This window comes from Janthinobacterium sp. BJB301 (assembly GCF_002735685.1).
Classification (GTDB): domain Bacteria; phylum Pseudomonadota; class Gammaproteobacteria; order Burkholderiales; family Burkholderiaceae_D; genus Janthinobacterium; species Janthinobacterium lividum.
Genome location: NZ_PDZJ01000001.1, coordinates 1572859 through 1597183, shown reverse-complemented (window position 1 = coordinate 1597183; position 24325 = coordinate 1572859). Strand labels below are relative to the sequence as shown.

General features: G+C 59.6%; 23 protein-coding genes. 9 read left to right on the top strand and 14 right to left on the bottom strand.

Annotated elements, in window-relative coordinates; all coding sequences use genetic code 11:
• Nucleotides 1–183: 183 nt before the first annotated feature.
• A complete protein-coding gene (locus tag CSQ91_RS06935) occupies nt 184–957 on the bottom strand; it encodes a ferredoxin--NADP reductase (protein ID WP_034786903.1) in 774 nt (257 codons plus the stop codon).
• A 341-nt stretch (nt 958–1298) separates the two neighbouring features.
• On the opposite strand from CSQ91_RS06935, the gene CSQ91_RS06925 reads away from it, so the two are divergent.
• Nucleotides 1299–2837 carry a hypothetical protein gene (locus CSQ91_RS06925; RefSeq protein WP_099387799.1) on the top strand — a complete coding sequence of 513 codons (1539 nt, stop codon included), beginning with the start codon at nt 1299–1301 and terminating at the stop codon, nt 2835–2837.
• A gap of 239 nt (nt 2838–3076) precedes the next feature.
• Entirely contained in the window at nt 3077–4582 is a 1506-nt protein-coding gene (locus CSQ91_RS06920; protein ID WP_099387798.1) for an anion permease, read from the top strand.
• Between the two features lie 18 nt (nt 4583–4600).
• Here the strand turns inward: CSQ91_RS06920 and CSQ91_RS06915 are convergent, their stop codons facing one another.
• Both CSQ91_RS06915 and CSQ91_RS06910 read right to left on the bottom strand, forming a co-directional pair.
• Nucleotides 4601–5248, bottom strand: a complete 648-nt coding sequence (locus tag CSQ91_RS06915) for a hypothetical protein (RefSeq protein WP_099387797.1) — start codon at nt 5246–5248, stop codon at nt 4601–4603.
• Nucleotides 5249–5303: 55 nt separating this feature from the next.
• Nucleotides 5304–6155, bottom strand: coding sequence for a DUF2306 domain-containing protein (locus CSQ91_RS06910; RefSeq protein ID WP_099387796.1), 852 nt, complete (start codon nt 6153–6155; stop codon nt 5304–5306).
• Between the two features lie 137 nt (nt 6156–6292).
• On the opposite strand from CSQ91_RS06910, the gene CSQ91_RS06905 reads away from it, so the two are divergent.
• Together CSQ91_RS06905 and CSQ91_RS06900 are read left to right on the top strand one after the other, a co-directional pair.
• On the top strand, nt 6293–7360 hold the full coding sequence (locus tag CSQ91_RS06905) for a sensor histidine kinase (RefSeq protein ID WP_099387795.1): 1068 nt from the start codon (nt 6293–6295) through the stop codon (nt 7358–7360).
• The gene (locus tag CSQ91_RS06900) at nt 7357–8127 is read left to right on the top strand and encodes a LytR/AlgR family response regulator transcription factor (RefSeq protein ID WP_099387794.1); all 771 of its coding nucleotides are present in this window, start codon (nt 7357–7359) and stop codon (nt 8125–8127) included. The genes CSQ91_RS06905 and CSQ91_RS06900 overlap by 4 nt, the downstream gene beginning before the upstream one ends.
• A gap of 1 nt (nt 8128) precedes the next feature.
• Here CSQ91_RS06900 and CSQ91_RS06895 read toward each other — a convergent pair whose 3' ends face one another.
• From CSQ91_RS06895 to CSQ91_RS06880, 4 genes are all read right to left on the bottom strand, one after another.
• A complete protein-coding gene (locus CSQ91_RS06895; protein ID WP_099387793.1) occupies nt 8129–9136 on the bottom strand; it encodes an NADP-dependent oxidoreductase in 1008 nt (335 codons plus the stop codon).
• 32 nt (nt 9137–9168) lie between these two features.
• The gene (locus tag CSQ91_RS06890) at nt 9169–9978 is read right to left on the bottom strand and encodes an oxidoreductase (RefSeq protein WP_099387792.1); all 810 of its coding nucleotides are present in this window, start codon (nt 9976–9978) and stop codon (nt 9169–9171) included.
• A gap of 104 nt (nt 9979–10082) precedes the next feature.
• Entirely contained in the window at nt 10083–10700 is a 618-nt protein-coding gene (locus tag CSQ91_RS06885; protein WP_099387791.1) for a TetR/AcrR family transcriptional regulator, read from the bottom strand.
• 60 nt (nt 10701–10760) lie between these two features.
• Entirely contained in the window at nt 10761–11663 is a 903-nt protein-coding gene (locus CSQ91_RS06880) for a LysR family transcriptional regulator (protein WP_099387790.1), read from the bottom strand.
• 148 nt (nt 11664–11811) lie between these two features.
• Here CSQ91_RS06880 and CSQ91_RS06875 point away from each other — a divergent pair, with 148 nt between their 5' ends.
• Together CSQ91_RS06875 and CSQ91_RS06870 are read left to right on the top strand one after the other, a co-directional pair.
• Complete coding sequence (locus tag CSQ91_RS06875) at nt 11812–13218, top strand: amidohydrolase family protein (protein ID WP_099387789.1); 1407 nt, start codon at nt 11812–11814, stop codon at nt 13216–13218.
• A 10-nt stretch (nt 13219–13228) separates the two neighbouring features.
• Nucleotides 13229–13702 (top strand): DMT family transporter, encoded by a 474-nt coding sequence (locus CSQ91_RS06870; RefSeq protein WP_099388596.1) that lies wholly within the window; start codon nt 13229–13231, stop codon nt 13700–13702.
• A gap of 28 nt (nt 13703–13730) precedes the next feature.
• Here the strand turns inward: CSQ91_RS06870 and CSQ91_RS29140 are convergent, their stop codons facing one another.
• The 6 genes from CSQ91_RS29140 to CSQ91_RS06840 form a co-directional block, all read right to left on the bottom strand.
• The gene (locus CSQ91_RS29140) at nt 13731–13859 is read right to left on the bottom strand and encodes a hypothetical protein (RefSeq protein ID WP_257217245.1); all 129 of its coding nucleotides are present in this window, start codon (nt 13857–13859) and stop codon (nt 13731–13733) included.
• Between the two features lie 178 nt (nt 13860–14037).
• Nucleotides 14038–15981, bottom strand: coding sequence for a cytochrome c/FTR1 family iron permease (locus CSQ91_RS06860; protein WP_099387787.1), 1944 nt, complete (start codon nt 15979–15981; stop codon nt 14038–14040).
• 147 nt (nt 15982–16128) lie between these two features.
• A complete protein-coding gene (locus CSQ91_RS28560) occupies nt 16129–16842 on the bottom strand; it encodes a hypothetical protein (RefSeq protein ID WP_143450968.1) in 714 nt (237 codons plus the stop codon).
• A 91-nt stretch (nt 16843–16933) separates the two neighbouring features.
• Nucleotides 16934–17968 (bottom strand): zinc-dependent alcohol dehydrogenase, encoded by a 1035-nt coding sequence (locus CSQ91_RS06850; RefSeq protein ID WP_218963742.1) that lies wholly within the window; start codon nt 17966–17968, stop codon nt 16934–16936.
• Nucleotides 17969–18208: 240 nt separating this feature from the next.
• Complete coding sequence (locus CSQ91_RS06845; protein ID WP_099387785.1) at nt 18209–18706, bottom strand: MarR family winged helix-turn-helix transcriptional regulator; 498 nt, start codon at nt 18704–18706, stop codon at nt 18209–18211.
• Complete coding sequence (locus CSQ91_RS06840) at nt 18699–20030, bottom strand: S41 family peptidase (protein ID WP_099387784.1); 1332 nt, start codon at nt 20028–20030, stop codon at nt 18699–18701. The genes CSQ91_RS06845 and CSQ91_RS06840 overlap by 8 nt, the downstream gene beginning before the upstream one ends.
• Nucleotides 20031–20152: 122 nt before the next feature.
• Here CSQ91_RS06840 and CSQ91_RS06835 point away from each other — a divergent pair, with 122 nt between their 5' ends.
• The 3 genes from CSQ91_RS06835 (at nt 20153) to CSQ91_RS28550 (ending at nt 23440) form a co-directional block, all read left to right on the top strand.
• Entirely contained in the window at nt 20153–20377 is a 225-nt protein-coding gene (locus tag CSQ91_RS06835) for a hypothetical protein (protein ID WP_099387783.1), read from the top strand.
• Between the two features lie 443 nt (nt 20378–20820).
• Entirely contained in the window at nt 20821–21987 is a 1167-nt protein-coding gene (locus tag CSQ91_RS28555; protein WP_143450967.1) for a PIN domain-containing protein, read from the top strand.
• A gap of 349 nt (nt 21988–22336) precedes the next feature.
• Nucleotides 22337–23440: a hypothetical protein gene (locus tag CSQ91_RS28550; RefSeq protein WP_143450966.1), complete on the top strand. Its 1104-nt coding sequence runs from the start codon at nt 22337–22339 to the stop codon at nt 23438–23440.
• Between the two features lie 235 nt (nt 23441–23675).
• Here the strand turns inward: CSQ91_RS28550 and CSQ91_RS06815 are convergent, their stop codons facing one another.
• A complete protein-coding gene (locus CSQ91_RS06815; protein WP_099388595.1) occupies nt 23676–24314 on the bottom strand; it encodes an NAD(P)H-binding protein in 639 nt (212 codons plus the stop codon).
• Nucleotides 24315–24325 lie beyond the last annotated feature (11 nt).

Genomic DNA, 24325 nt, shown 5'->3' with positions numbered 1-24325 from the left:
AGCAAGGTCAAGACCGACCGTGCGTCCTCGCTGCTGTTCGTTTCCAGCCATGGACAGAAAGCCTTTACGTCCTTGCGGCGCTTCATGAATGGCTGCGGTAGCCGCCGCCAATGAAAAGGCCCGGCGCCGCCGCAGGAAGCGGCGGGGCCGGGCCCCTGGGGTATTGCGGATGACTTTTGCGGATTACTTCTCGGCGAACGCGCGCTCGACAACGAAGTCGCCTGGCGTCGAGGTATTGCCTTCCTTGAAGCCACGCGCTTCCAGCATTTCCTTCAGGTCGCGCAGCATGTCCGAGCTGCCGCAGATCATCACGCGGTCTTCGGCAGGGTTCAGCGCCGGCACGCCCAGATCTTCGGCCAGCTTGCCGTTTTCGATCAGTTCGGTGATGCGGCCCATGTTGCGGAAGTCTTCGCGCGTCACGGTAGGGTAGTAGCGCAGCTTGTCGCTGACCATTTCGCCCAGGAACTCATGCTGCGGCAGATGTTCTTCCAGCAAGTCGTGGTAAGCCAATTCATCGACCTGGCGCACGCCGTGCACGAGGATCAGCTGGTCGAAGCGCTCGTAGATGTCCGGATCGCGCACGATGCTGAGGAAAGGCGCCAGGCCCGTGCCCGTCGACAACATGTACAGGCGCTTGCCTGGCAGCAGGTAGTCGGACACCAGGGTGCCCGTCGGCTTGCGGCCGACGATGACCGTGTCGCCCACTTGCAAGTGCTGCAAGCGCGACGTCAATGGACCGCCCGGCACCTTGATGCTGAAAAATTCCAGGTGGTCTTCATAATTGGCGCTGGCGATACTATAGGCACGCAGCAAGGGCTTGCCATCGACGCGCAGGCCGATCATGGTGAAATGGCCATTCGAGAAACGCAGCGACGGGTCGCGCGTGGTGGTAAAGGAGAACAGGGTATCCGTCCAGTGGTGCACGCTTAAAACGCGCTCTTCATTCATCGAACTCATAGTATTTGTTGGCTGGTCAAAAAAATGGTTAGTTGCTGGCAACTGCTGGCAAAAGTGAAACCCTGTGTAGGCCCAGACGCTATTGTACCGGCCTCCACACGAAATTGTTACCGTCTATCGCCGCCATTGCTGCCGCAAGCGGTGCCAACATTATAGTGCGGTTGGCAAGATTGGGCTGAAATACCCCTTGAAACAGGCGGGTGACAGGCAGAGTCTTGACCTGGCTCAGTTTTCTGGCGGTCAGGCGGAACTCCGCCGCCCATGCCAATCTTGCAAATTTATTGACTTCAGGAAAGATGGTTGCATTATAATATCTAAACGTCAATACACCGCCTAATATCATGACACTGGATGAAGAGAAGCAAATAGCCGAAATTAAAAAGCTCAGGGTTGAACGCCTGAAAACCATCAGTGGTTTATGTGCCGGTCTGAGCTCTACTTTTGGCCTGGTTGCCGTCTTTATCTATTGTTTCTTCGTGATTGGTTTTTTTCCATCCGGGTTAAGTGTTGGCGATACATTATTCTTTATTTTTGTCATGCTGGCTTTTTCCTGTATCGGTGCCTTATCGGTCATCATGGGGTTCTTGCCTTTTGTTCCGTGGGCTACACAAAAAATACTCCCATCCGGGAAGTTAAAGAGTACCGCATACCTGCTTGGTCTTTGGCTGCTTTCCCTGCTGCTGGTTATGGTTTTCTTTGAGGCTTTGAACAACGGCGCCGGCTCCGCCAGTCGATGCCAATTTGTCGTGTCAAGTATCGTAGCAGTGGTTCTCATTGGCGTGTACTGGTACCTGGCTCGCAAATTGACGGAAGATGGCTGGTTTGCCGTTGCCTACGTTATGCCATTGATTGCTTCCACGTCCATGTTGGGATATATTGCCGCCCTAAACAAGCCTGATGCGGGCAGTGGAGTTTTTAACTTCCTGGCAATACCCTTGGTGTTGCTATTTTCAGGAATGTTTTTAAGTCTTGGCGTCGCGATGTTTTCCACATCCGTACCGCTTCCGCCCCCCATTCCGCCCGTTCCACCCGTTCCGCCCGGCCCCGCCACGGCCAACCTCAGCGCCAGCTCCCGGAGCGCTTTTGCCAGTATTTCAGTGGGAATCCTGTTTGCCTATATTCCATTGCTGGCAGGCCAGCATAGTTTTAATTATGTGATGAGTGGCCTCGGGTTGCGCTCCGATGCCGTATTGATCGTCAATAAAACGAATTTCGCCACGATGCAAGCTGCAGCCGATGCCAAGGGGGTGTTGCTGCATAGTTGCAAAATGGATGGCGACAGCTTTTCGATCAGTAATGTCCGGGTTCTGTGGCATGGGGTTGGCCTGCGCAGCTATATCGAACTGAAAGGGACTGCTGCCGCCGATACAACAGATACGCGGATTGAGTTGGATAGCGCCGGCGTCAAGGTTTCAAGAGGGGGAAAAGAGGCAGTTTGCCAGGAGCTGAAAAACGGGATCTATTTCAGCTCTGGAAAAGAGACGTTCGAAGAAGGGCAGTGGGCTATTTCAAAATCGTACGTCGATAAATTCATGCCGCAGGCAAAAAAAGGCGAAGAGAAAAAAGTAGTTATCGTGGGCTTTGCCGACCCGATGCCTCGCGAAAAGGAAGGTAATTTCGTTTTGGCGCACAAAAGAGCATGCACCGTGTTCCATCAACTGGTACGCGACACATCGATCAGCGAGGCGGATGCATTGATTGACATACGCCTGGATCGCGATGGCATCAGCGGCTGCGGCGAGATGAAGGACTCGCTCAAGCAACGCGCATGTTTTGAGCAAGGCCGCCGTGTCGAACTTCAGGTTCTGACAGGCGTGGAGAAAGTTTCGCGTGCCGGTACTGCCGATGCGAAAACGGCTTGCGGCGCGCCAGCACATTGACGCTTGGCGAGAGGCGCTTTTGTTGCGCATGCCGCTCCCAGATCAACGATTTGAAAGTTAGTTGAAGCAGGCGGCGTGACGGGGCGGGGCCGCGTCAGCCTTGCGTGTATGATATTGCCGAACAGAATTGTTGGGCATCTGTCATCTTGCGGGCGCGCTTCTTGTGCCTACCGGCCCATGAATCTGCGTGCACGATTCCGACCGCGAGGATGCCTGACCCACAGCGAAAGGTAATAAAGATGTATAAAACAGTGCGCGACCTGTTCCTGCATTTCAAGGAAGCCGTCCCATTCCGCCTCGTCCCCGCCCTGATCTGCACAGCCTTGCTGTTGAGCATGCTATTGCTGCCGGCGCCGGACGGCTTGACGCCCAAAGCCTGGGGCCTGGTGGCGATTTTCCTCACCACCATCCTGGCGATCATTCTGAAGGTCATGCCGATCGGCGTGATGGCGATGATGGCCATCGTCATCGTTTCATTGTCGCAAGTGACGTCGACCTCGTCCAAGGGCGCCATCACGGATGCGCTCAGCAGTTTCTCGAATCCATTGATCTGGCTGATCGTCGTGGCGATCCTGATTTCGCGCGGCCTGAAAAAGACGGGGCTGGGCAGCCGCATCGGCCTGCTGTTCATTTCCCTGCTGGGCAAGCGCACCATGGGCATCGGCTATGGCCTGGCGATCTGCGAACTGGTGCTGGCGCCATTTACACCGAGTAACACGGCACGTGGCGGCGGCATCGTCCACCCCGTCATGAAATCGATCGCCAACGCCTTCGACTCGGACCCGGCCAAGGGCACGGAAAAGAAAGTCGGCACCTATCTGGCCCTCGTCAACTACCACGCCAATCCGATCACCTCGGCGATGTTCCTCACGGCTACGGCGCCGAACCCGCTGGTGGTCGACTTTGTGGCCAAGGCCAGCGGCCAGAGTTTTCACCTGACGTGGACCACCTGGGCCCTGTGCATGCTGCTGCCGGGCCTGGTCTGCCTGCTGGTCATGCCGCTGATTATTTATTGGCTGTCGCCGCCGGAACTGAAAGCCACGCCCGACGCCGTCACCTACGCCAAGGCGGAACTGAAAAGCATGGGCCCGCTGTCGCCGTCGGAAAAAGTCATGCTGGGGACCTTCGCCCTGTTGCTGCTGCTGTGGGCAAACGTGCCCGCCATGCTGTTCGGTCCCGCGTTTTCGCTCGATGCGACGGTGGTCGCCTTTGTCGGCCTGTTTGTACTCATCATTACCGGCACCATCGACTGGGACGACGTGCTGTCGGAAAAGAGCGCCTGGGACACCCTCGTGTGGTTCGGCGCGCTCGTCATGATGGCCGAGCAGCTGAACAAGACGGGCGTGATCGCCTGGTTTTCGGCCGGCATGAAGGCCTCCATCGTCGCCAGCGGCATGGACTGGCTGCCGATTGCCGCCGTCCTGGTGCTGGTGTTTGTCTTTTCGCATTACTTCTTCGCCAGCACGACGGCCCACATCAGCGCCATGCTGCTGGCCTTCCTGACGGTGGGCCTGCACCTGATCCCGGCCGAATACCACGTGCCCTTCATGCTGATGATGACGGCCGGCTCGGCCATCATGATGACCCTGACGCACTATGCGACGGGCACCTCGCCCATCATCTTCGGCAGCGGCTTCGTGACGATGGGCAACTGGTGGCGCGTCGGCTTCATCATGTGCGTGGTGGAACTGCTGATCTTTGCCATCGTCGGCACGACCTGGTGGAAGGTGCTCGGCTACTGGTAAAGCCGGCTGCAACTGCCGCTATAGCTGGCGCGCCAGCTGCCGCACCGTTGCCAGGCAGTGCGCCAGCTCGCCGCCGATGGCACGTTTCCACAGGGCGGCCGCTGGCGACCACGCCTGTTTCGCCAGCAAGCCCCTGAATTCCTCCTGCTGCGCCGGCGGCAAGCCGCCAAACTGGCGCAGCTCCAGCGAGCGGGGCTGGCCATGGCGGCGCGCCGGGTCGCTTTCTTCCAGCGCATCATGCAGGCTGCCGGGGCGGTGCGGTACGCCGGCCTCGTCCACATACGCCAGCTGCACGTCGGGCGCATCCGCCACGTCGTAGCCGACGTCGCGGCAGGGCTCGTCGATCAGCTGGGCAATATTGTAGATCGTCAAGACTTGCGCGGACCGCACCACGTCCGTCAGGTCGTGCACGTCGACGCCGGCGTCCAGCAGGCGCTGCAGGGCAGGGGAGTTGATGAAGGGAAAGCCGGATTCGCCCAGCGTGCGCCAGTGTTCCAGCCATTGCGGCTGCGGCATGGACTCGTCGACCACGTCGGACCACAGGCCGCGCAACAGCAACTGTTGCAGCAAGGGGCCATATTCCTTGCGCTGCGCCGTGTCCGCCAAGGCCTGCGCCTGGCTATCCGTCCAACCCAGTTTCTGCAAGCGTTGCGAGATCGATGTCATTGCCGTCCTTTCATGAATGAGCGGCATGATAACTGCTGCGGCCGCTGCAGGCGATTCAGCCGTGCATGCGCGGCAGCCACATGCCCATCGCGGCCACGGCGATGCCCGCGCTCATCGCCACCGTCAGCAGTGCCAGCACGGCCGCCATGCCCAGGCGCAGCATCGCGTTGCCGCCGTCGCGGCAGCGCAGATAGGCTTCCAGCACGGCCAGCGGCAGCAGATACTGGGCAAAGGCGAGGAAGCTGAGGAATGGCCCCGTGAAGCTTGCAGGGTCGAAACCCGCCGGGCCGCCATTGACTGCCAGCCAGCACATCAGTCCCACGCGGAAGAACCACACGCCGCTCACGGCCAGGAACAGCCGCAGCGCCCAGCGCCGGTGCGCCGCGAACTCGCGCTGCCACGCGTTCTTCAAGGCCAGGCCCGCGAAGACCAGCACCAGCACGGCATTGAGGCTGATGCCCAGGTGCTGCGTCGTATCGCCCACGGCGCCGCGCCACCACAGCATATACAGTCCGGACAAGGCAGCCAGCACGGCGCCGGCCAGGTAGACTCTGCCGTTCCAGCGGTGCAGGCGGGGCGCGTGGCGGCGCACGTGCGGCACCAGTTGCAGCGCGCCGCCCAGCATGAGGATGGCTGCCAGCAGCAGGTGCACGCCGGTGGCCACATTGCCCACGCCATCGCCGGGCACGTGGCCATGCGTCATGACGGCATTCCAGCCCGGAAAATCGCCGCGCGCCGCGGCGGTGCCATACAGGGCGATGATGTAGGCGGCAAAGAACAGTTGGCCGATGACGGTGGCGAGGAACCAGAAGCGGGTAGAGGCGGACAGGGCCGTGGCCGCCCATCGGTGCGATGACGCCAGGCGCGGCGAGGGCAGGGGGCTGGTGGTGGAACTGGCGGATGGCATCGGTATCTCCTGGCGGCATGAACGAAGCATCAAGATAGGCGGCCGCTTCCCGGGCGGGCGGGAACAGGCGGGGACGGTGCGACGAACGGCGGTTTTCAGGGCTTGAACGGCGGCCGCTTCCCGCGTATGGTGACGCCATGAGGCCTGCCCCTGTCACCATCCGCCGCGCCCAAGCGTTCTTGCCGACCGCGCGGCAGGCGCTCGTCGTGACGGTCTTCACCTTGCTGCTGTCGTGGCTGCTGCATCTGCTCAGCGGCACGCCGTATCTTGGCGTCTTTGGCCGCATCGGCTTCATTGGCGCGGCGCTGCTGTTGGCGTACTCGGCGGCGGGAGCCTTGCGGCCGCGCTGGCTGTCGCTGGCGGCGGCGCGCCTGGGCGCGGTGGTGCTGATGGCGCCCGTGGCCGCCCTGGTCACGGCGCTGGCCACGCAGCGCGGCCAGTTCCTTGCCTATCTCGCGCAAACGCAAACCCTTGTCGGCCATTTCCTGATGGTCGTGCTGGCTGTCGTCTTCGGCGTGCTGTTTTCCCTGCTGGCCATGCGCAGCGAACGGCGCGAGCGCGAACGGGCCGACCGCCTGCAGGCCGAACTGGAGAAAAACAACCTGGAGCGTGAATTGCTGGACGCGCGCCTGCGCCTCTTGCAGGCGCAGATCGAGCCGCATTTCCTGTTCAATACCCTGGCCAATGTGGAAGCGCTGGTGGCGTCCGGCTCGCCCAACGCGGGGCCCGTGCTGGGCCACCTGATCGCCTATCTGCGCGCCGCCATGCCGCGCCTGAACGATGAGGCCGCCACCCTGGAGCAGGAATTGCAGCTGGTGCGCGCCTACCTGGAACTGATGCGGGTGCGCATGCCGGACCGCCTGCAGTTCGAGGTAGCCCACGTCGCCCAGGCGGCCGGCCTGCGCTTTCCACCCATGGCGTTGCTGACCCTGGTGGAAAACGCCGTGCGCCACGGCATCGATCCCGCTACGGCGGGCGGACGCATCGCCGTGGGCGCGACGGTGGAGGGGGCCGGCGGCAAGAGCTGCGTCTGGGTCAGCGATACGGGCGTGGGCATGGCCGAGACGGCGCAGCCTGGCACCGGCCTGAACAATGTGCGCAGCCGCCTGCAAGCCGTGTATGGCGCCAGCGCCCGGCTGGAACTGCACGCGCTCGACCCGCATGGCGTGCGTGCCGAGCTGCATTTTTCTGGAGGACAGCCTTGAACACCATTTCCGCGCTGATTGCCGACGACGAACCGCTGCTGCGCGAACGCCTGCGCAGCCACCTGGCCACCCTGTGGCCCGCCTTGTCCGTGATCGGCGATGCGCGCAACGGCGCCGAAGCGCTTGAATTGTTTGAGCTGCATCAACCCGACATTGTCTTTCTCGACATCCGCATGCCGGGATTGGACGGCATCGCCACGGCGCGCGCGCTGGCCCGCCGCGCGCAAATCGTGTTCGTCACCGCGTATGACCAGTACGCATTGCAAGCGTTCGAGCAGGGCGCCATCGATTACCTGGTGAAACCCGTCGATCCGGCCCGCCTGGCCGACACCGTGCAGCGTTTACAACGCCAGTTGCCCGGCCCACCGGCCGATGGCGGTGCGTTCGATGCCATGCTGGACCAGCTGGCCAGCCGCCTGGGAGGACGCGCCGCGCCGCCGGCCCGGTTGCAATGGATCAAGGCATCCGTGGGCAGCAGCGTGCGCCTGATTCCCGTCGAGCAAGTGCGTTATCTGCGGGCCGAAGAGAAATACACGCTGGTGGCGTGGGAAGAGGGCGAAGCCCTGATACGCACCAGCATCAAGGAACTGGGCGAACAACTGGACCCGGCACGCTTCGTGCAAATACACCGCGCCGTCATCGTCAACCTGGCGTATGTCAGCCAGGTAACGCGGGGCGTGAATGAAACGGCGCAGCTGCACTTGCGCGGCAGCGAGGAAACCTTGCCCGTCAGCCGCAGCTATCTGCAGCATTTCCGGCAGATGTGAATCAAGGCGCGGGAAGTTGCACCACCACCTTGCCGCGCGCGCGTCCCTGCGCCAGGTAAGCCAGCGCCTGTTTCGCCTCACGGAAAGGAAACACCTGGTCGATGACGGGACGGATGCTTCCCCCTTCGATCAAGGCGGCGATCTGCGCCAGCTGGCCGCCGTCGGGACGCACGAAGTGGAAGGCATAGCTGGCGCCGCGCCGCCTCGCCAGGCCGATGATCTTGCGGCTGAGCAAACCAAACACCAGTTTCAGCACCACGTTCATGCCACGCGCACGGGCGAAAGCGGCGTCCGGCGGGCCGATCAGCGAGACGACATGGCTGCCGGGCTTGACGATGCGCAAGGCCTTTTCCAGCCCGTCGCCGCGCACCGTGCCCAGCACGGCGTCGTAATCGCGCAGCACGTCCTCGAACGGCTGCTTCTTGTAATCGACCACGTCATCGGCGCCCAGGCCGCGCACCAGCTCCACGTTCGCCGTGCTGGTGGTCGTGCCCACGCGGGCGCCCAGGTGCCTGGCCAGCTGGATCGCAAACGTGCCGATGCCGCCGGAACCGGCCGGAATGAATACTTTCTGGCCCGGCTGGAGCTGCATGCGCTCATGCATGGCTTGCCACGCCGTCAAGCCCACCATGGGAATCGAGGCCGCCTGCACGAAATCGAGGTTGACAGGCTTGAGGGCGGCCGCCTGTTCGGGCACCACGGCAAATTCGGCCAGGCTGCCGTCTGGCGTGTCAAAAATACTGGCATACACGGCGTCGCCCACCTTGAAGCGCGTGACGGAGCTGCCCACGGCCACGACCACGCCGGCCAGGTCGCTGCCCAGGGTGGCAGGCAAGCGCAGTTTCAATATCGGCTTGAAGTCGCCCTTGGGAATCAGGTTGTCGATGGGGTTCAAGCCCACGGCGTGCACCTGCACCAGCAATTCGCCGGGACCGGGAATGGGGCGGGGCAGTTCGGCAAACTCCACGTGATCAAGGCCGCCGTATTGTTTGAGTTGCAATGCTTGCATGGTGTTCTCTCTGAAGGCTGAAAAGGGGGCGATCAAGCCAGGCGCAGGTCCTTGCGCAAGCCGGCGTCCATCAGGGCGGCGGGCATGAAACGGCGCATCAGGCGCAGGCGCGCCGCAAGCGGCCCGGCCGTGTAGCGCAGCTTGGGCTGGCGTGCCTGCGCCGCCGCCAATACCGTGTCGGCCACGACGCCTGGGTCATCGGCGCCGGCCATCAGCGCTTGCAGCCGGCGCGTGACGGCCGCGCTGACTTGCCGGTAGGCGGACAGCGGCGTATCGGGCGCCAGCAGATTGGCTTCGAACGTGGTTTTCGTGTAGGCCGGTTCGATGACGCTGGCGCGGATGCCCCAGCCGCGCACTTCATGGTCGAGCGATTCCGTGTAGCCCTCAATGGCGTGCTTGGTGGCGGAATACAGCGCGCCGTAAGGCATGGGCAAAAAGCCCACGACGGAACCGATATTGAGGATGCGCCCGCCGCCTTGGGCCCGCATGTGCGGCAGCACGGCCAGGGTCATGCGCAGCACGCCATAGAAGTTCGTGTCGAAGATGGCTTGCGCCTGCGCCATGCTGCTTTCCTCGGCGCCCGCCGGGGCCACGCCGAAACCGGCGTTATTGACCAGCAGGTCGATGCGGCCTTCGCGCTGCATCACCTCGGCCACGGCTGCGGCGACAGACGCATCGCTGGTGACGTCGAGCGCCAGCATCGCATGGCCGACTCCGGCCGTTTGTGCGCCGCGCCGGCTGGTGCCGTACACCGTGTAGCCCGCTTGCGCCAGACGCTGGGCCGTGGCCGCGCCGATGCCGGACGAGGCGCCGGTGACCAGGGCAATCTTGTGGTTTTTCATGGCAGTTCCTTCAGTGATTGACAGTTTGTGATATGAAATATGACGATCATCATATTTTTGTTGAAAAAAAAGCCCGGGACGGATCAACGCCACGGGCAGGACAATTAACTGGTCGCTTGAAACTGCGCCAGGGTGGCCGCGCACAGCGCGTCCGACAGGGCCGGTTCGTCGACGGCACGGGCGAGGATGGTGGTGCCGATCAGGGCGCACACCGTCGCCATGGCCTGCGCATGCGCTTCGGGCTGGCCCCAGTTCGGCAACTGGCGCGCGAACAGGTCGATCATTTCCTTGATATGGATGGTGGCGGCACGCCGCACCTCGGGCGCCTGGCGCGGCATTTCCGAGCCCAGCGCCGACACGGGGCAGCCAACCTCGATGGCGGCGATGTGTCCGGGCGACAGATACGCGGCCATCATGGCCTGAAGGGCCTGGCCGGGAGGGGCGGCAGCTGCCACCCTGGCCGCCAGCGCCACCGCTTCGGCTCCCGCGCGGTCGCCCGCTTCGGCCAGCAGCGCGTCGCGCGAGGCGAAGTGGGCATAGAAGCCGCCGTGCGTCAGGCCCGCTTCCTTCATGATGTCGGCCACGCCCGTGCCCGCATAACCGCTGCGGCGGATGGCGCGCGTGGCCACCTCGACGATGCGTTCGTGGGTGGCTTCCTTGCGGCTTTGCGCCATAATTTTGGCCGCTGACTTGTTGGGTAAGTTCTGCATGATGATCATCATATCGTAATTTCCAACTCCGTGCACGCGATGCGCTGCGCCTGCAGGCGGCGCTCGGCGCGGTCAAATCAGGCTGGCGTTGCTGAACAGTTCTGTCGTCCAGTCGGTGAAGGCCCGCATTGCCGGGGAGAGAAAGCGGTGGTGGGGATAGAGCAGCGATACCGGCACAGGTGCCGGCCGCCTGTCGGCCAGCACCTCGACCAATGCTCCAGCCTGCAAATGGTCGCGCACCAGGATCTCGGCCAGCTGCATCAAGCCGTGGCCGTCGAGGCCCAGTTTGATGTACAGCCCGGTCTCGTTGACTGCGGCCGTGCCAGGGACAGGCACCGCGACGCGGACGCCATCGTCGATGAAATGCAGATCGCTCCCCCGCCGCGCCGTGCTGGAAAAGTAGTGGATGGCCCGGTGGCTTGCCAAATCCTCCGGGAGCGCGGGAACACCGTGTTCGGCCAGGTAGGACGGCGCCGCGCAGGTGATCCAGCGCAGCTCGCCCAAGCGGCGCGCGACCAGCGTCGAGTCTTCCAGACTGCCGGTGCGGATGACGCAATCGACTCCCTCCTGTATCAAGTCGACCTGGCGATCATTGACGCCGATCATCAGGTAGATATCCGGGTAGCGCTGCTGAAATTGCCGCAACTGCGGCAGGATCACGGCATGGGCGATGCCGCCCGGCATATCCACGCGCAGCCGTCCTTGCGGGCGCTCGCCCGGGCCTTGCAGGCTGGCTTCGGTGTCGTCGATGAGGTCGAGTATTTCGCGGCAGCGGTGGAAGTAGCGCTCGCCTTCGGGTGTCAGGCTGAGGTTTCGTGTGGAACGGTTCAGCAGGCGCGTCTGCAAATGTTTTTCCAGCCGCTTGATGATGCCGGTGACCGACGATGCGGGCAAGCCCAGGGTCTCTGCCGCGCGCACAAAACTCCTGCTCTCGACCACGCGAAGGAATACCTGCATTGCTTGTACGCGATCCATGTCTTGTCCGTGTGATGCTAAAGGAAATGGCACTATAACCCAACATTGTTCGGATTTTCCGCATGATGAAAACGCCCGGCGCTACTTTTTCCGCCTGCTTGACTGCACTAGACTGCGTGCAACCCATTACCTATCGCAGGACTCAACCATGCTTGAACAAGATACTCAATTGCCGGCTCTGCTGGCGCCACTGGCCCCACTGGCCCCAGCCCCCCGCAAGATGCTGATACGCGGCGCGACGATCATCAGCATGGATGGCAATGTCGGCAATTTGCCCAAGGGCGACATCCTGATTGCCGACGGCGCCATTGCCGCCATCGGCGTGCACCTGGAGGCCGACGGTGCCGAGGTGATCGATGCCGCGGAGATGATCGCCATTCCGGGCATGGTCGATACCCATCGGCACTCCTGGGAAGGCCAGCTGCGCCGCATCAATCCGAATGCGGCAACGCTCGAGGACTATTGCAACGCCACCCATTTCTCGTTTGCCAAATACTACCGGCCGCGCGACATTTACCTGGGCAACCTGCTCACGGCATTGGGCTGCATCGATGCCGGCATCACGACCGTGATCGACAACTCCCACAACAGCCGCACCGCGGCGCACTCCGACGCGGCCGTCGAAGCATTGCTCGATACGGGTATCCGTGCCGTGCATGCATCCGGCGCGCCCGTATCGGGCGACTGGGATGAGGCGCATTGGCCGGGCAACCTCGCACGCCTGCAGGCCAAGTATTTTGCCAATCCCGACAGCCTGGTGACGCTGGCCATGATGGCGCAGCTGGAACCGGAGCAGTGGGCCATCGCGCGGGCACTGGGCATTCCCATCGTGACCGAGCTTTTTGGTGGTGGCATGGCAGCCGAACTCGAAGGCCTGCACCAGCAGGGGCTGCTTGGCAACGACAACATTTTCAACCACTGCACCTGCCTGCCGGAATCCGGCTGGAAAATCTTGCGCGAGGCAGGCGTGCGCGTCAACGTATGCCCGCGCTCGGATGCCCACTACGGTATCGAGGATGGCATGAACGCCTGGCAGGCGGCGTTCCAGCACGGCATACGCCCCGGCCTCAGTGTCGACAACGAGACCTCGTACAGCGGCGACATGTTCATGGAGATGCGCGTGGCGTTCTACCTGCAGCGGGTCTTGGGGCATACCCAGCGCCTGCATGGGCACCACCATGCGGCGGCGCCCACCGATGCGTTCCGCTTGCTGGAGGCGGCCACGATCGACGGCGCCGCGTGTGCGGGGCTGGAACAACGCATCGGCAGCCTGGCGCCAGGCAAGCAGGCCGACCTGGTATTGATACGCACCGGAGACCTCAACCTCTACCCGGTCAACAACGCCATCGGTACCGTGGTGCACGCGGCAGAGCGCAGCAATATCGATACCGTCATCATCAACGGGCGCGTGCGCAAACGCGGTGGCGTCGTACTGGGCGTGGATCAGGCAAGGCTGCGCTCCGCGATCGACGAATCCTGCGCTCACCTGTTCAATGCCGCCGGTTACCAGCCCGACCTGTTTGCTGAATCGTTCGCGCCGATCCACCATGCGTAAGCAGCGCCTGATGAACGCGCTACTGTTACCCATCGCTTTCGGCGCGGGCATCGCCATTGCCTTGCAAACCACTTTGAATGGCCAGCTTGCGCGGGGCATCGGTGGAGACTCCCTGACGGCGGCGCTGGTGTCCTTCACCATCGGCGCGCTGTGTCTGGCTGTGATCGCCTTGCTGCGCGGTGGCAGCGTGGCGTCACTGGCGGAAGTTCCCGCTCGGCCCCTCTGGAGCCTGTTGGGTGGCATGCTGGGTGCCGGCGCCTTGCTGTGTAACGTCCTGCTGGCACCGCGCATCGGCTTGACCTTGCTGGTGGGACTGGCCGTGGTCGGCCAGCTCACGTCATCGCTGGTCATCGATCACTTCGCTTTGCTCGGTGCAACGGCACGCCCGATTTCGCCCGGAAAACTGATGGGCTACCTGCTGATGATCTCCGGTTTGGCAGTGCTGGTGTTCGGAGACCGCGTGTCGAAAGCCCTGTCCGGATGAAAGCGGTACCATCCACGCAAGGGCGACGTCAGGAAATGGTCCGCAATGTCCTGGCCGTGGCCACCTCGACGATGCGTTCGTGGGTGGCTTCCTTGCGGTTTGGCGCCGAGGGTTGGGCAGTTGAGTTGTTGCGCAAGTTCCGCATGATGGTCATCATATTCTATTCAGGATGTCTTGCCGGGCAAAGGAAAACGGCGGCGCATCCTTGCCTGGCCCGCCGCCCGTCTTGACGATGTTGGCGATGAAAGTGGGACCGATGGCGGGGGAGGGATGGCGCGCCTGAACAGGCGCGCCGTGGCCGGCACGGGCAGCTTGCCCGCGCCGGCTCTACAAGGTCAAGCCAGCTTGCGCTTGCCCGCAGAAACGCGGTTCCAGCCATAGCCAACGACGATGATGGCCAGGATGGCAGCCTGCGCCAGCAAGGTTTCCAGGGTCGGCAGGATGCCCAGCAGGTCGACGCGGATGAAATCGACGGGACTCACGCCGATCCAGCCCGCTTCCTGCAGCGCGGCCACGCCTTTGCCCATCAAAATCACGGCCAGCACGGCCACGAAGGCGGACGTCCACGAGAAGAATTTGCCGATCGGCATGCGCGCGCTGGTGCGCAGCAAGGCCCAGGCGATCACGACCAGCAGCACGATGGCCACGAGGAAGCCGCCCAGCAGGGCGCCGCCATTGCCGTCCGCCGCCAGGGCGGAATAGAACAGCACGGTTTCAAAGACTTCGCGGTAGACGGCGATGAAGGCCAGGGCGAACAGGCCCCAGGCGGAGCGCCGCGTCATGGCCGCCGTGAGTTTCTCGTGCAGGTATTCCTGCCAGCGTCCGGCACTGCTCTTCTGGTGCATCCACAAGCCCACGCTGAGCAGTACCAGGGCCGCGAACACGGAACCGAGGCCTTCGCTCACTTCGCGGCTGGCGCCGCTGATGGTCACCAGATACGTTGCCGCCACCCATGTCAGGCCGCCCGCCACCAGCGCGCTGGCCCAGCCCGCATGCACATAGGGCAGCACGTCGTTGCGCTTGGCCTTGCGCAGGAAGGCGATGATGCCGATGACGATCAGCAGCGCTTCCACGCCTTCGCGCAGCAAGATCGTCAGGGCGCCGACAAAGGTCGTCATCGGGTCGGCCTTGGCGTCGCCCAGTTCCGCTTCCACGTGGGTAAACAGTTGCTGCAGCTTTTCGCCGGCCGCGTCGGCGTCGGCCACCGTGCCCTTGGCCACGGCGGAGCGGTAAGCCAGCATGCCGTTTTCCACGGCCAGCAGCAGGGATTTATTGCGCGCGCCCACCATCGGCTCGATCGGCTCGAAACCGTCCAGGTAGGCCGACAGGCCCAGGCGCGTGGCGCCCGCGCGGTCGCCCGCATGCATGGCCTCCAGGCTTTCCGCCAGGCGTAAACGCGACAGGGCCAGGCCGGCCGGCTTGTGCGCCTCGGCCTTGCCAGGGTTGCTGCGCAAGTACGCCGTCAAGGCTTGCGCCTCGTCCGCGCCCAGCTTGGCGGCAACGGCTTCCTGCGTCAGGGTCGTCACGGCAGCCAGATCCGCGTACAGGTTCTTGCTGCGCGGATCATCCTGCCACAGCTTTTCTCCGCGCGCGCTGGCCGCCGCATCGTGCGACATCCCGCCGACATAGAACGCCAGGTCCCAGCGCTCGTTCTCGGACAGCTGGCCAAAACTGGCCATCGAGGTGCCGGCCACGCCTTGCGAAATGACCTGGTACAGCGCCATCAGGCTGCGCGACTGCGCCCGTTCGCCATCCGTGAAGGCGATCGGCTTCGGTTCCAGGCTGGCCGCCAGCGGACCGTCGCCGCCGCCGGCCACGCCGTGGCAGGATGCGCACTGGGCCGCATACAGGGCGGCGCCGCGCGCCAGATTGGGCAGCACTTTCGGCGCCACGGGAATCGGGTAAGCGGCAATCAGCAAGCCGTTCGCATGGTGCGCCAGGCGCTTGACTTCCGCGCCATCCGCCTTGGCGACGACGGCTTTGCGCAGGTCGGCGATGGCGGCGGCGATGGCCGCTTGCGAAGCGTGCGCGGGCAGGGCGGCGATCTGCGTCGTCGCGTTGTCCGTAAAATCGAGCATTTCCGCGTATTCCGCCTCGCTGACCACTTTGCCGTGTTCGACAGCGCCGCTGTAATCGACGGCAACATAGTCGATCAATTGCCATAACTGCTTGGCGCCGGCGCCCTGGTCGGCCACTTGCGCTTGCGCGCCTCCGGCCAGCAACACGCTGGCGGCCACGAGTGGATAGCAGACGAGCCATTTCTTGATAGAACTGAACATGATTCTCATTCTCATTTGTCGTTAACCCGGCGACTATAGGACAGACCGTGCGGGGTGTCAACGGCGCACGGGCGTGCGCGTACTGTCCCGGTCATTATTCTTGACCAGGGCAACGTGCCGGGAGAATGGAAAGACGGGGAAAGAAAGCTATTGCGTCGATGCCGGTTTGGCGTACAGGCCCCTGGCCAGGCCATGGTCCGGATCGTCCACTTTCAGGCCGCCCTTGACCACGCGCAAGGACAGCTTCTGGAATGCCTGGCCTCTCAACCACTGGGGGTCGGTAACGGCGAATGCGGCGATGCGTTCCTGCGCGCGCATGGGCGGCACGGCCAGCCATTGATAGTCGGCTTTTGAACCCTGGCGGCGCAAGCCGGCGCGCACCCAGCGTTCCGACGCCGGCATGCGGACGATGGCGTCGCCGTTCGCCACGCTGACGGCCGTGGCCGTCTTGCCGCTTTGCGCTTCGAACTTCACTTCCACGCCGGCCATCGGCCCCAACCGGGGGAAGCCGACGATGGCCACCCACAGGCCCGCTTCGGCGGGTTTCTGGATGCGCATTTCCGATTCCTCGAACACGCGAAACTGCGGCTCCTTGCCGCCGTTGCCCGCCACCAGGGTCACCACGTCGCCGGCAACGCGCCACTCGCCGCTGGCTTGCTCGTCGGTATTGCCATAGCTGAGCATCCATTCGAACTTGCCGTCCTTTTTCAGCAGCAGTTCGGAACCCGTTTCCATGACGCCTTGCAGGTAATAGTGTCCGGGCAGCGTAGCCGCAGCCGGCTCGGCCGCGCTGGCCGCCCCAGCCGAAAAGGACAAGGCGAGGGCGGCGCCGGCCAGCAGGCCGGAGAGGGATTTCTTCATCGGTGTGTCCTCGGTGTTCTGTATGAGATGCCATCATAGCAACGGCAATTAAATTGCCGTCGCACGACACACCGCGCTGCCCGCCTGGCGTTCAGTTGCCGCTGAAATCGAGCACCACGCGCGAGGCAACCTTGCCATGTTCCAGCCGGCTGAAGATCTCGTTGATGGCCGACAGCGGCTGCAATTCCACGCCGGCCTTGACCTTGCCCGTGGCGGCGAAGGCGAGCGCCTCGGCCATGTCCTGGCGCGTGCCCACAAAAGAGCCGCGTATCGTCACGCAATTGGCGACCACGTCGAACAGCGGCGTGGGGAAGTCGCCCGGCGGCAAGCCGACCAATACGCAGGTGCCGCGCTTGCGCGTCATCGCCACGCCTTGCTGGAAGGCATCGATCGACGGTGCCGTGATCAGCACGCCGTGGGCGCCGCCCCCGGTCGCTTCGCGCAAGGCCGCGACCGGGTCGCCCTGGCGCGCATTGATGGTCACTTCGGCGCCCAGGGCGCGCGCGTGCTCCAGCTTGCCTTCATCGATGTCGACGGCCGCCACGCGCAAGCCCATGGCCACCGCATATTCGATGGCCAGGTGGCCCAGTCCGCCGATGCCGGACACGGCCAGCCACTGGCCCGGTCGCGCCCCCGTTTCCTTGATGCCCTTGTAACTGGTCACGCCGGCGCAGATGATGGGCGCCGCTTGCACGGCAGAAAGACCCGCCGGAATGTGCGCGACGTAGCGCGGGTCGGCCAGGATGTACTCGGCGAAGCCGCCATTTTTGGTATAGCCGCCGAACTGCGCCTCGGCGCACACGGTTTCCCAGGCTGCCAGGCAATGTTCGCAATGGCCGCAAGCCGAGTACAACCAGGGCACGCCGACCCGTTCGCCCAGCTGCACTTCGGTCACGCCCGTGCCCACGGCCACCACCAGGCCGATGCCTTCGTGGCCGGGAATGAATGGCGGCGTCGGCTTGACGGGCCAGTCTCCGCGCGCGGCATGCAAGTCCGTGTGGCAGACGCCGCAAGCTTCCGTCTTGACGAGGATCTGGCCGGGGCCTGGCACCGGCACGGGAACGTCGCGCAGCACCAGCGGCTGGCCCAGTTGTTCGACAACGGCGGCTTTCATGGTAGTGGGGATCATGTTATTCCTTGTGAAGTTGGTCATGCGTAAGGCAGGGCGCAGGCGCGAGCGCCAAGCTGGGAACAAGGCACGTGTGGTGGATTGTTGCGCCAGCCTAGCGCTCTGCCATGGTCTGTTCGACAGAGCCTTGCGAATGATCATATTCTGCTGCACACGGTAGGAAAATTGATTGATCTACATCAATGTATTCCGGCAGGAAGGCGATGCGTGCGCCAGCAGCCTTACTTCAGGGCATGGTCAGACCGGAGAATTGATGCGTTTCTCCAGCGGCCTCTCCTTGAGCGCATCGGCGGCCCGATCCACGAATTGCCTGACGTCCCCCACCTCGGCAAACAAGCCGGCATAGGCTGCCCGAATCAGCACCGTGCACTGCTCGAATTTCGCAAGCTGCGACAAGCCTTCATCGGTGGGCATGAATATTCGTCGCCGGGCATCATTGTCATCGCTCCGATACTGTATCAGGCCCAGACGGAGCAGCTTGGGTATCTTTTGCATGACCAGCTGGTGCGAATGTCCGAGTTCGCGCGCCAGATCCGAGGCGGAGGCCGTGCCGAGCGTTGCAAGAACAGTCATCAGCGAACACGAACGAACCGGGATCACGATCCCGATGGTATCGAAGACAGTCTGGGATTGCTCAGCGATCAGGACGCTCAGCCGTTCGACCGCGCGGCCGAGAAACACGGCGTCATCGATCTCGGCCGGATGATGTGTCCCCTCAGGTGTGCCCTTAATCAAGGCGCTGGTACCGCTGGATACTGCCGTCCTTGTTCACGCGTTCCAGCGCCGTCACTTTTCCGCGCGAAACATTCAAGCGGTATCGAAAATCGGACACGCCTTCCACCGCGAACAGGTCGGGACCGATCGGCTCCAGGGCGACGCGGAACCGGTCGCGCCAGATATAGTAGAGTGTGCCATTCTCCAGGATGATCTGGCGGCCTTCATATTTTCCGGCGGCTTTCGTCAACATCCCGGCATCGACGTGCGGGCGCTCGATGGCTGCCGTCAAGCTTGGGAGCAGCCAGGCAAATTCGGTTCGCCTGGCGTCATCGGTCTTCGCCAGATTTTCAAGCGCCAGCTTGTGCGCCAGAGGCAGTGCGCGGATGGACGGGCTTGGGATATCGGGTTGTACGCCGGCTCCTTCGAAATCGCCATGGTCCACGGGATCCTGGATCTGGCCGATCGGTACTTGCACGAAAAAATCGTCGTTGAGCGGCTTGCGTGCAACCGGATGCGCGCCGCCGGCGGTCCGCTCCCCGATCAGTGTCGCTCGCCCGAGCTTCTTCATCGCATAGGAAAACCATTCTGCGGAGGAAAACGACGTGGAGCCGGTCAGGATATAGACCGGCTTGTCCACCATGCGCTTGCCGGGCAGCCCCGGCAGCACCCATTGCCCGCGCTGGATACGCTTGCCATCCTCATTATAGTAATAGTCGAAGAGAAGCTGGTCTTTCTCGCTGGAGAAGAAATAGCTCGCCAGAAATTGCGCCATTTCCAGATGTCCGCCATTGTTATAGCGCAAATCGATGATGAGGGCATCCGTATTGCCGACGAAGCGCATGACGGACGCGGCCGTATCATAGGCAAGTTCCGGATCGGCAAAATAGCTGAATCGTATATAGCCGATATTTCCCTTCAGGCGAGCGACCTCATCGAAACCGAAATTGCTCTCCTCCAGCGTACTCAATTCTTCTTTTCGTATCTTGGCCTTGAGCGCCGGATTGGCCTTCGCCTTGAATGCCGCGATCCATTTTGCGTCGGCCCCCACGAAGAAATGCAGGTCGCCGCTGACTTTGAGGAGATCGTCGGTCAGCTTGCTCGCAAACTCTGCCTTCGTGGCCGCGGAATCATAATCTCCCTTTTTCAGACGCTCCTGAAGCACCGGCGCAATTTTTCTTGCGATGTCGGGAAACGGGTAGTTCGCCTTCAAGGCGCTATCGAGGGAGGCGATGATCGCCCCCTTTTCATCTCGTGAAATGCCAGGTTCCTCGGCAAAAGCGCCCGATGTGCACACTATGGACAGCGCCGATAGCGTTTGAAGCAGATATAAGTGATAGCGCATTTTAACGTTACTCCTCGGTGAAACCCGATCATACAATATGTTGTGCAATATGTTGTAGAAAAATAAGCATCATCGATTTGCAGAGCCCCCAATGGTGCGGCTGCCTGACAACGCATGCTCCAATGCCGCTTGCGAAGTACTGCGGCAAGGAAATGCAGTGCAGGGCGCTGGACCAGAAACGCTACTTCCGCTCCAGGGGCATCGTGGTGCCGGAAGTCGATGTATGGCGGGTGCCGTTTTGTACAAACATGCTGCGCGCTGCGCAGGTCGCGTTTCAGGCGCTTTCCGGCCATTGCATGGACGGCTTGCAGACCTGGTGCAACAACAATCTCGCGTCGTCTACCTGACGACTGCACCGGGGTTGCCACAAGTGTTGGACGATTGTCTGTTCTGACAGTTACTCCACCTTGATTGACGGGGGAGGAGGGACGTGACATGGCAAATTTTGACGCTAATTCACTGCAGATACTTGAGCAAACTGAGGATGAATTCCGCAATCAATACTGGATTATTCGAAACTCTAGGCGGACCCACTGGCGGGCTGTCAATTGCACTAGGATGCTCGGTGATTTTATGTACATGCTTGGAGTGCCAAAATGGGTCGTCCAGCAGGCTCGATATTGTCTGCGCTTACGTATTTGTGATCGGTGCTTTAAGGACAACGTTCGATGCCATGGTTTTTGTGAGCGTGCCAAGCGCGGCGATTTTAATAGCTAATTTTTATATTTCTGGTATACCCTATAGTTCAGATTTAAGAAAAACCACTACGCCCATATAAAAGGATTTTGAAATGCCAAAAGGATTGCCGACTGCTTCAGAATTAATCGAACATAGGAAAGTAAAATTTTTCTCAATTGATACTGATATCATCCAGTCGCTGGGATATAAGTTCGGGGATGGTGCATTATTAGCATTGCATCTTCAACGTCCGAAATGGATTAGCATATGTCTAACCGAGGTTGTACAGCGCGAAGTAATGAATCACAGAATGGAACCGATTAGTCTAGCTCTTAATGAGCTTGGTTCTGCGCTGAATAAGGTTAAAAGGTTGTGCAGTCATGAATTAAAAATATCCGAAAGGGAAATAAATGAGGCAAAGCTGGAATATGTTTTACGTGAAAAGTTTGAAAATGAATTTTCGGAATTTGTAGAAAGACTAGATGGAGTTGTGCTTAAACTTGATGGCGCAGACTTAGCAAGAAGAATGTTCGATAAGTATTTTTCTTCACAGGCTCCTTTTGAGTCGCGAAAAGAGAAAAAATCAGAATTCCCGGATGCCGCTGCGTTATTAATTTTGGAGGATTTTGCTAGAGACAAAAATAGTCATGGCATAATAATTTCGAGGGATATCGGTTGGTTGAATTTTTCCAGCCAATCTGATTTTCTTTACTGCGTAAAATCGCTTGAGGAATTTGTTGCCCTGTTCGAATCGAAAAGTGAAAATGCAGATAAAGTAAAAGAAAAAGTAAAAAATTCTCTTCTCGATAAGACGAGCGATGTTTATTCTCAGCTTGAGTACGTTATTGCTCGGCATTTGGAGAATGCTTATTGGAGAATGGGCGATATCTATAGTAGCTATAACCTAAGGGTTGAAGGCGAGGTTAATGCGATAAGTGTTGAAGATAGCCACTTTAATCATGACGAAGTTGGTTTATGGTTTGTAGAACATGACCCGTCCCTTTGTACCGTGGAACTCAATATTTCTGTCGAAGTTTCTCTAGATGTAAATGTCGAATTTTATCAATCCGATACTATTGATCATGACGAATTTAATGTCGGGTCAGTTGAGGTTCAAAGGAGTGCTGAGGTGGATGTTGAAGTTTTTTTAATCTGTAAGGGACAACTTTTAGATGATCCAATGGAGGAATGGAATATAGATTTTGGCGTTTCTGGTGGTGACTGTACTGTGGATGTAGGGGATGTGCAGCCCAATTTCGATTCGGATTATGATGATTGAAATCTTGCCACATGATGCAAATATGACAACCAACTAAATTGGTGGTGGATGCACTTACGATTATAAAAAAGTGTCTTCCACTTCGATCCTATATGTTACTTACGTCCCAAGTCTTTTGTTCACCGAACCTGCAAATCATTGGTTTTTAACGGTTTTGTTCCTATTTGTCTTCTATCCCGTTCATGAACCGGGTCTTGATCGAATTGCCATGTCGCGCGTGTTGCATCAATCTCAGCATCAAGGAGACCAGTGATGAAATAAAGTTATTAAGGAGGTAAGGTAGTAGGTAATTGTTTTTTCATGCGATGCATAATAATTTTTTATAATATAATTTATATACTGAATAAAAATGGATATTCTAGAACCATCGGAAGTTTCTGAGAGTCAAAAGATCAGAGTAGATAGAAAGATCAATTCATTTAACGCGGAAATGGATAATTTTGTAAAAAATCAGGCAAAAGATAAAATTAGAAAAAGAAAACTGTTATTTAAGAGAATGGGAATTTTGCTTGCAGGGTCATTTGTTGGTGGATTGTTAATTCTATCTTCTTTTAAGGAGTTGCTAATAACTGACTATATACTGTCAAATTGGCAGCTAATTTCAGGAAACCTAATAATTTTAGGAGCGCTATTTTATGTAATAGTAGAAAATGCAGGATCGACCGCTAATTTTAGTGATGTAGATTTGCGTCAAGGGGATTTTTCTCCTGCTGCTGCGTGGCCGTTCCCTACGAGAAGAACGCCGGATGGTGGGAGGGATGAAGATGAAGATCACGAGGAGGATGAAGAGGATGAAGAGGATGAAGATGGCGAAGATGGCGAAGATGTAGATTTTCTCATTCATGAAGAAAATAGATTTGGTGCTTATTCTCAAAAAGAAGGTCGAGATCAGTTTAGAGATTATTTTGAAAAGGTATCTCGACTATTGCAACAAAAATCATTCATGGCTGAATCAAAAGCATCGCTATTGCTCGACAAAGGTAGCACATATACATTGTGGGGGATCTTGTTTTTCATTGCCTCGATAATAACATGGCAAGCATTGTCCTGGGTGCATGGCTTTAAGGTGGAATTTATATATGGCATTGCTTCCTCTTCAGGACTTTTTATTTTCATTGAAATAATAAGTGGCTGGTATTTAAAGCAGTATCGTCATTACGTCGATACTTCCACATACTTGTTGAAAATAAAATCAATGTTCGATAAATTTATGCTGGTATACCTTTCTCAACATTCTTTAAAAGACGATGACACAGCAGGCAGAGCGCGCGCCAATAAAGCGTTGCTGGCAATGTTAGAAAAGGAAATTAGATGGCCAAATGCGTACATGCTTCAAAGAGCTGACGCAAACTTTGCAATTGAGGCTGTAGAGACTCTCTCGAAGTTGAGCAAGAGAATCTTGTCAACGAAGAAGAAGATGAAAAAGAAGGATGCTGCGCGAGAGAAGGAGTGACTATCTCGGTATTTTGAAGGGGGCAGCGACTACCTATACGTGGTCGCTGGCAGTGCTAGAAACAAGTACCGTCAGTACCGTGCACTTCCGCTCATAATTTGACATAATATAAATTATGCGAAGTTATGAAGGGATTTGAGAAAACCCCCATTTTGCCAACTCCCCAATCGCAAATGCGATTTCCGCCAATTTGCGCATCGCTGTCGTGGTCGCTGGATATCTTCGCTTGGACAAGCTACATGAAATACGGCTTGTCCCCGTCCGTGTTCGGTTTGTTCACGCCCAGGTTGGCGTGCAGGTGCAAGTCTGGCGCTTCGATGATGCTGGCGATCAGGTTTGCCACGCTCCTGCGCGACACCACGGTGCCGTTGAATGGCGCGTGGCGCGGCGTCAGTTCGTAGTCGACTTCGTCTTCGTCCGTCATCCAGGCTGGACGCACGATGGTGTATGCCAGGCTGGATGCTTCGATGGCGTCGGCGGCGCGGCGGAATGGTTTCAGGTGTTCCGCCAGCCTGGCGTTGTTCCATGCGCCGAATTTTCCGGGAACTTCATCGTAGATGCCCATCGACAGGACGAAAACCAGGCGCCCGACACTAGATGCCCGCATGGCGGCAATGATGCTGTTGGCCTGGGCTTCCATGTCGTCGCCCACCAGATTGGCGTAGACCAGGTCGTGACCGGGCATCGTTTGCCGCAGCAATGGCTGGTCCAGCACGTCGCCGGCCAGCACCGTGCCGTTGGCCGGGACTGGCGTAGGCAGTTTGCCGGGATTGCGCAACAACAGCGTCAAGGCGATGTCTTCACGGCCCGCCAAGGCACGGATGACCCACTGCGCCACCTGTCCGCCTGCACCCAGTATCAGTATCTTTTTCATTATTTCCGCTT

What these genes read in the sequence shown, in the direction of transcription:
- CSQ91_RS06935 (WP_034786903.1), bottom strand. Translation starts at nt 957, where the DNA reads ATGAGTTCGATGAATGAAGAGCGCGTTTTAAGCGTGCACCACTGGACG.
- CSQ91_RS06925 (WP_099387799.1), top strand. Translation starts at nt 1,299, where the DNA reads ATGACACTGGATGAAGAGAAGCAAATAGCCGAAATTAAAAAGCTCAGG.
- CSQ91_RS06920 (WP_099387798.1), top strand. Translation starts at nt 3,077, where the DNA reads ATGTATAAAACAGTGCGCGACCTGTTCCTGCATTTCAAGGAAGCCGTC.
- CSQ91_RS06915 (WP_099387797.1), bottom strand. Translation starts at nt 5,248, where the DNA reads ATGACATCGATCTCGCAACGCTTGCAGAAACTGGGTTGGACGGATAGC.
- CSQ91_RS06910 (WP_099387796.1), bottom strand. Translation starts at nt 6,155, where the DNA reads ATGCCATCCGCCAGTTCCACCACCAGCCCCCTGCCCTCGCCGCGCCTG.
- CSQ91_RS06905 (WP_099387795.1), top strand. Translation starts at nt 6,293, where the DNA reads ATGAGGCCTGCCCCTGTCACCATCCGCCGCGCCCAAGCGTTCTTGCCG.
- CSQ91_RS06895 (WP_099387793.1), bottom strand. Translation starts at nt 9,136, where the DNA reads ATGCAAGCATTGCAACTCAAACAATACGGCGGCCTTGATCACGTGGAG.
- CSQ91_RS06890 (WP_099387792.1), bottom strand. Translation starts at nt 9,978, where the DNA reads ATGAAAAACCACAAGATTGCCCTGGTCACCGGCGCCTCGTCCGGCATC.
- CSQ91_RS06885 (WP_099387791.1), bottom strand. Translation starts at nt 10,700, where the DNA reads ATGATGATCATCATGCAGAACTTACCCAACAAGTCAGCGGCCAAAATT.
- CSQ91_RS06880 (WP_099387790.1), bottom strand. Translation starts at nt 11,663, where the DNA reads ATGGATCGCGTACAAGCAATGCAGGTATTCCTTCGCGTGGTCGAGAGC.
- CSQ91_RS06875 (WP_099387789.1), top strand. Translation starts at nt 11,812, where the DNA reads ATGCTTGAACAAGATACTCAATTGCCGGCTCTGCTGGCGCCACTGGCC.
- CSQ91_RS06870 (WP_099388596.1), top strand. Translation starts at nt 13,229, where the DNA reads ATGAACGCGCTACTGTTACCCATCGCTTTCGGCGCGGGCATCGCCATT.
- CSQ91_RS29140 (WP_257217245.1), bottom strand. Translation starts at nt 13,859, where the DNA reads ATGATGACCATCATGCGGAACTTGCGCAACAACTCAACTGCCCAACCC.
- CSQ91_RS06860 (WP_099387787.1), bottom strand. Translation starts at nt 15,981, where the DNA reads ATGTTCAGTTCTATCAAGAAATGGCTCGTCTGCTATCCACTCGTGGCC.
- CSQ91_RS28560 (WP_143450968.1), bottom strand. Translation starts at nt 16,842, where the DNA reads ATGAAGAAATCCCTCTCCGGCCTGCTGGCCGGCGCCGCCCTCGCCTTG.
- CSQ91_RS06840 (WP_099387784.1), bottom strand. Translation starts at nt 20,030, where the DNA reads ATGCGCTATCACTTATATCTGCTTCAAACGCTATCGGCGCTGTCCATA.
- CSQ91_RS06835 (WP_099387783.1), top strand. Translation starts at nt 20,153, where the DNA reads ATGCCGCTTGCGAAGTACTGCGGCAAGGAAATGCAGTGCAGGGCGCTG.
- CSQ91_RS28555 (WP_143450967.1), top strand. Translation starts at nt 20,821, where the DNA reads ATGCCAAAAGGATTGCCGACTGCTTCAGAATTAATCGAACATAGGAAA.
- CSQ91_RS28550 (WP_143450966.1), top strand. Translation starts at nt 22,337, where the DNA reads ATGGATATTCTAGAACCATCGGAAGTTTCTGAGAGTCAAAAGATCAGA.
- CSQ91_RS06815 (WP_099388595.1), bottom strand. Translation starts at nt 24,314, where the DNA reads ATGAAAAAGATACTGATACTGGGTGCAGGCGGACAGGTGGCGCAGTGG.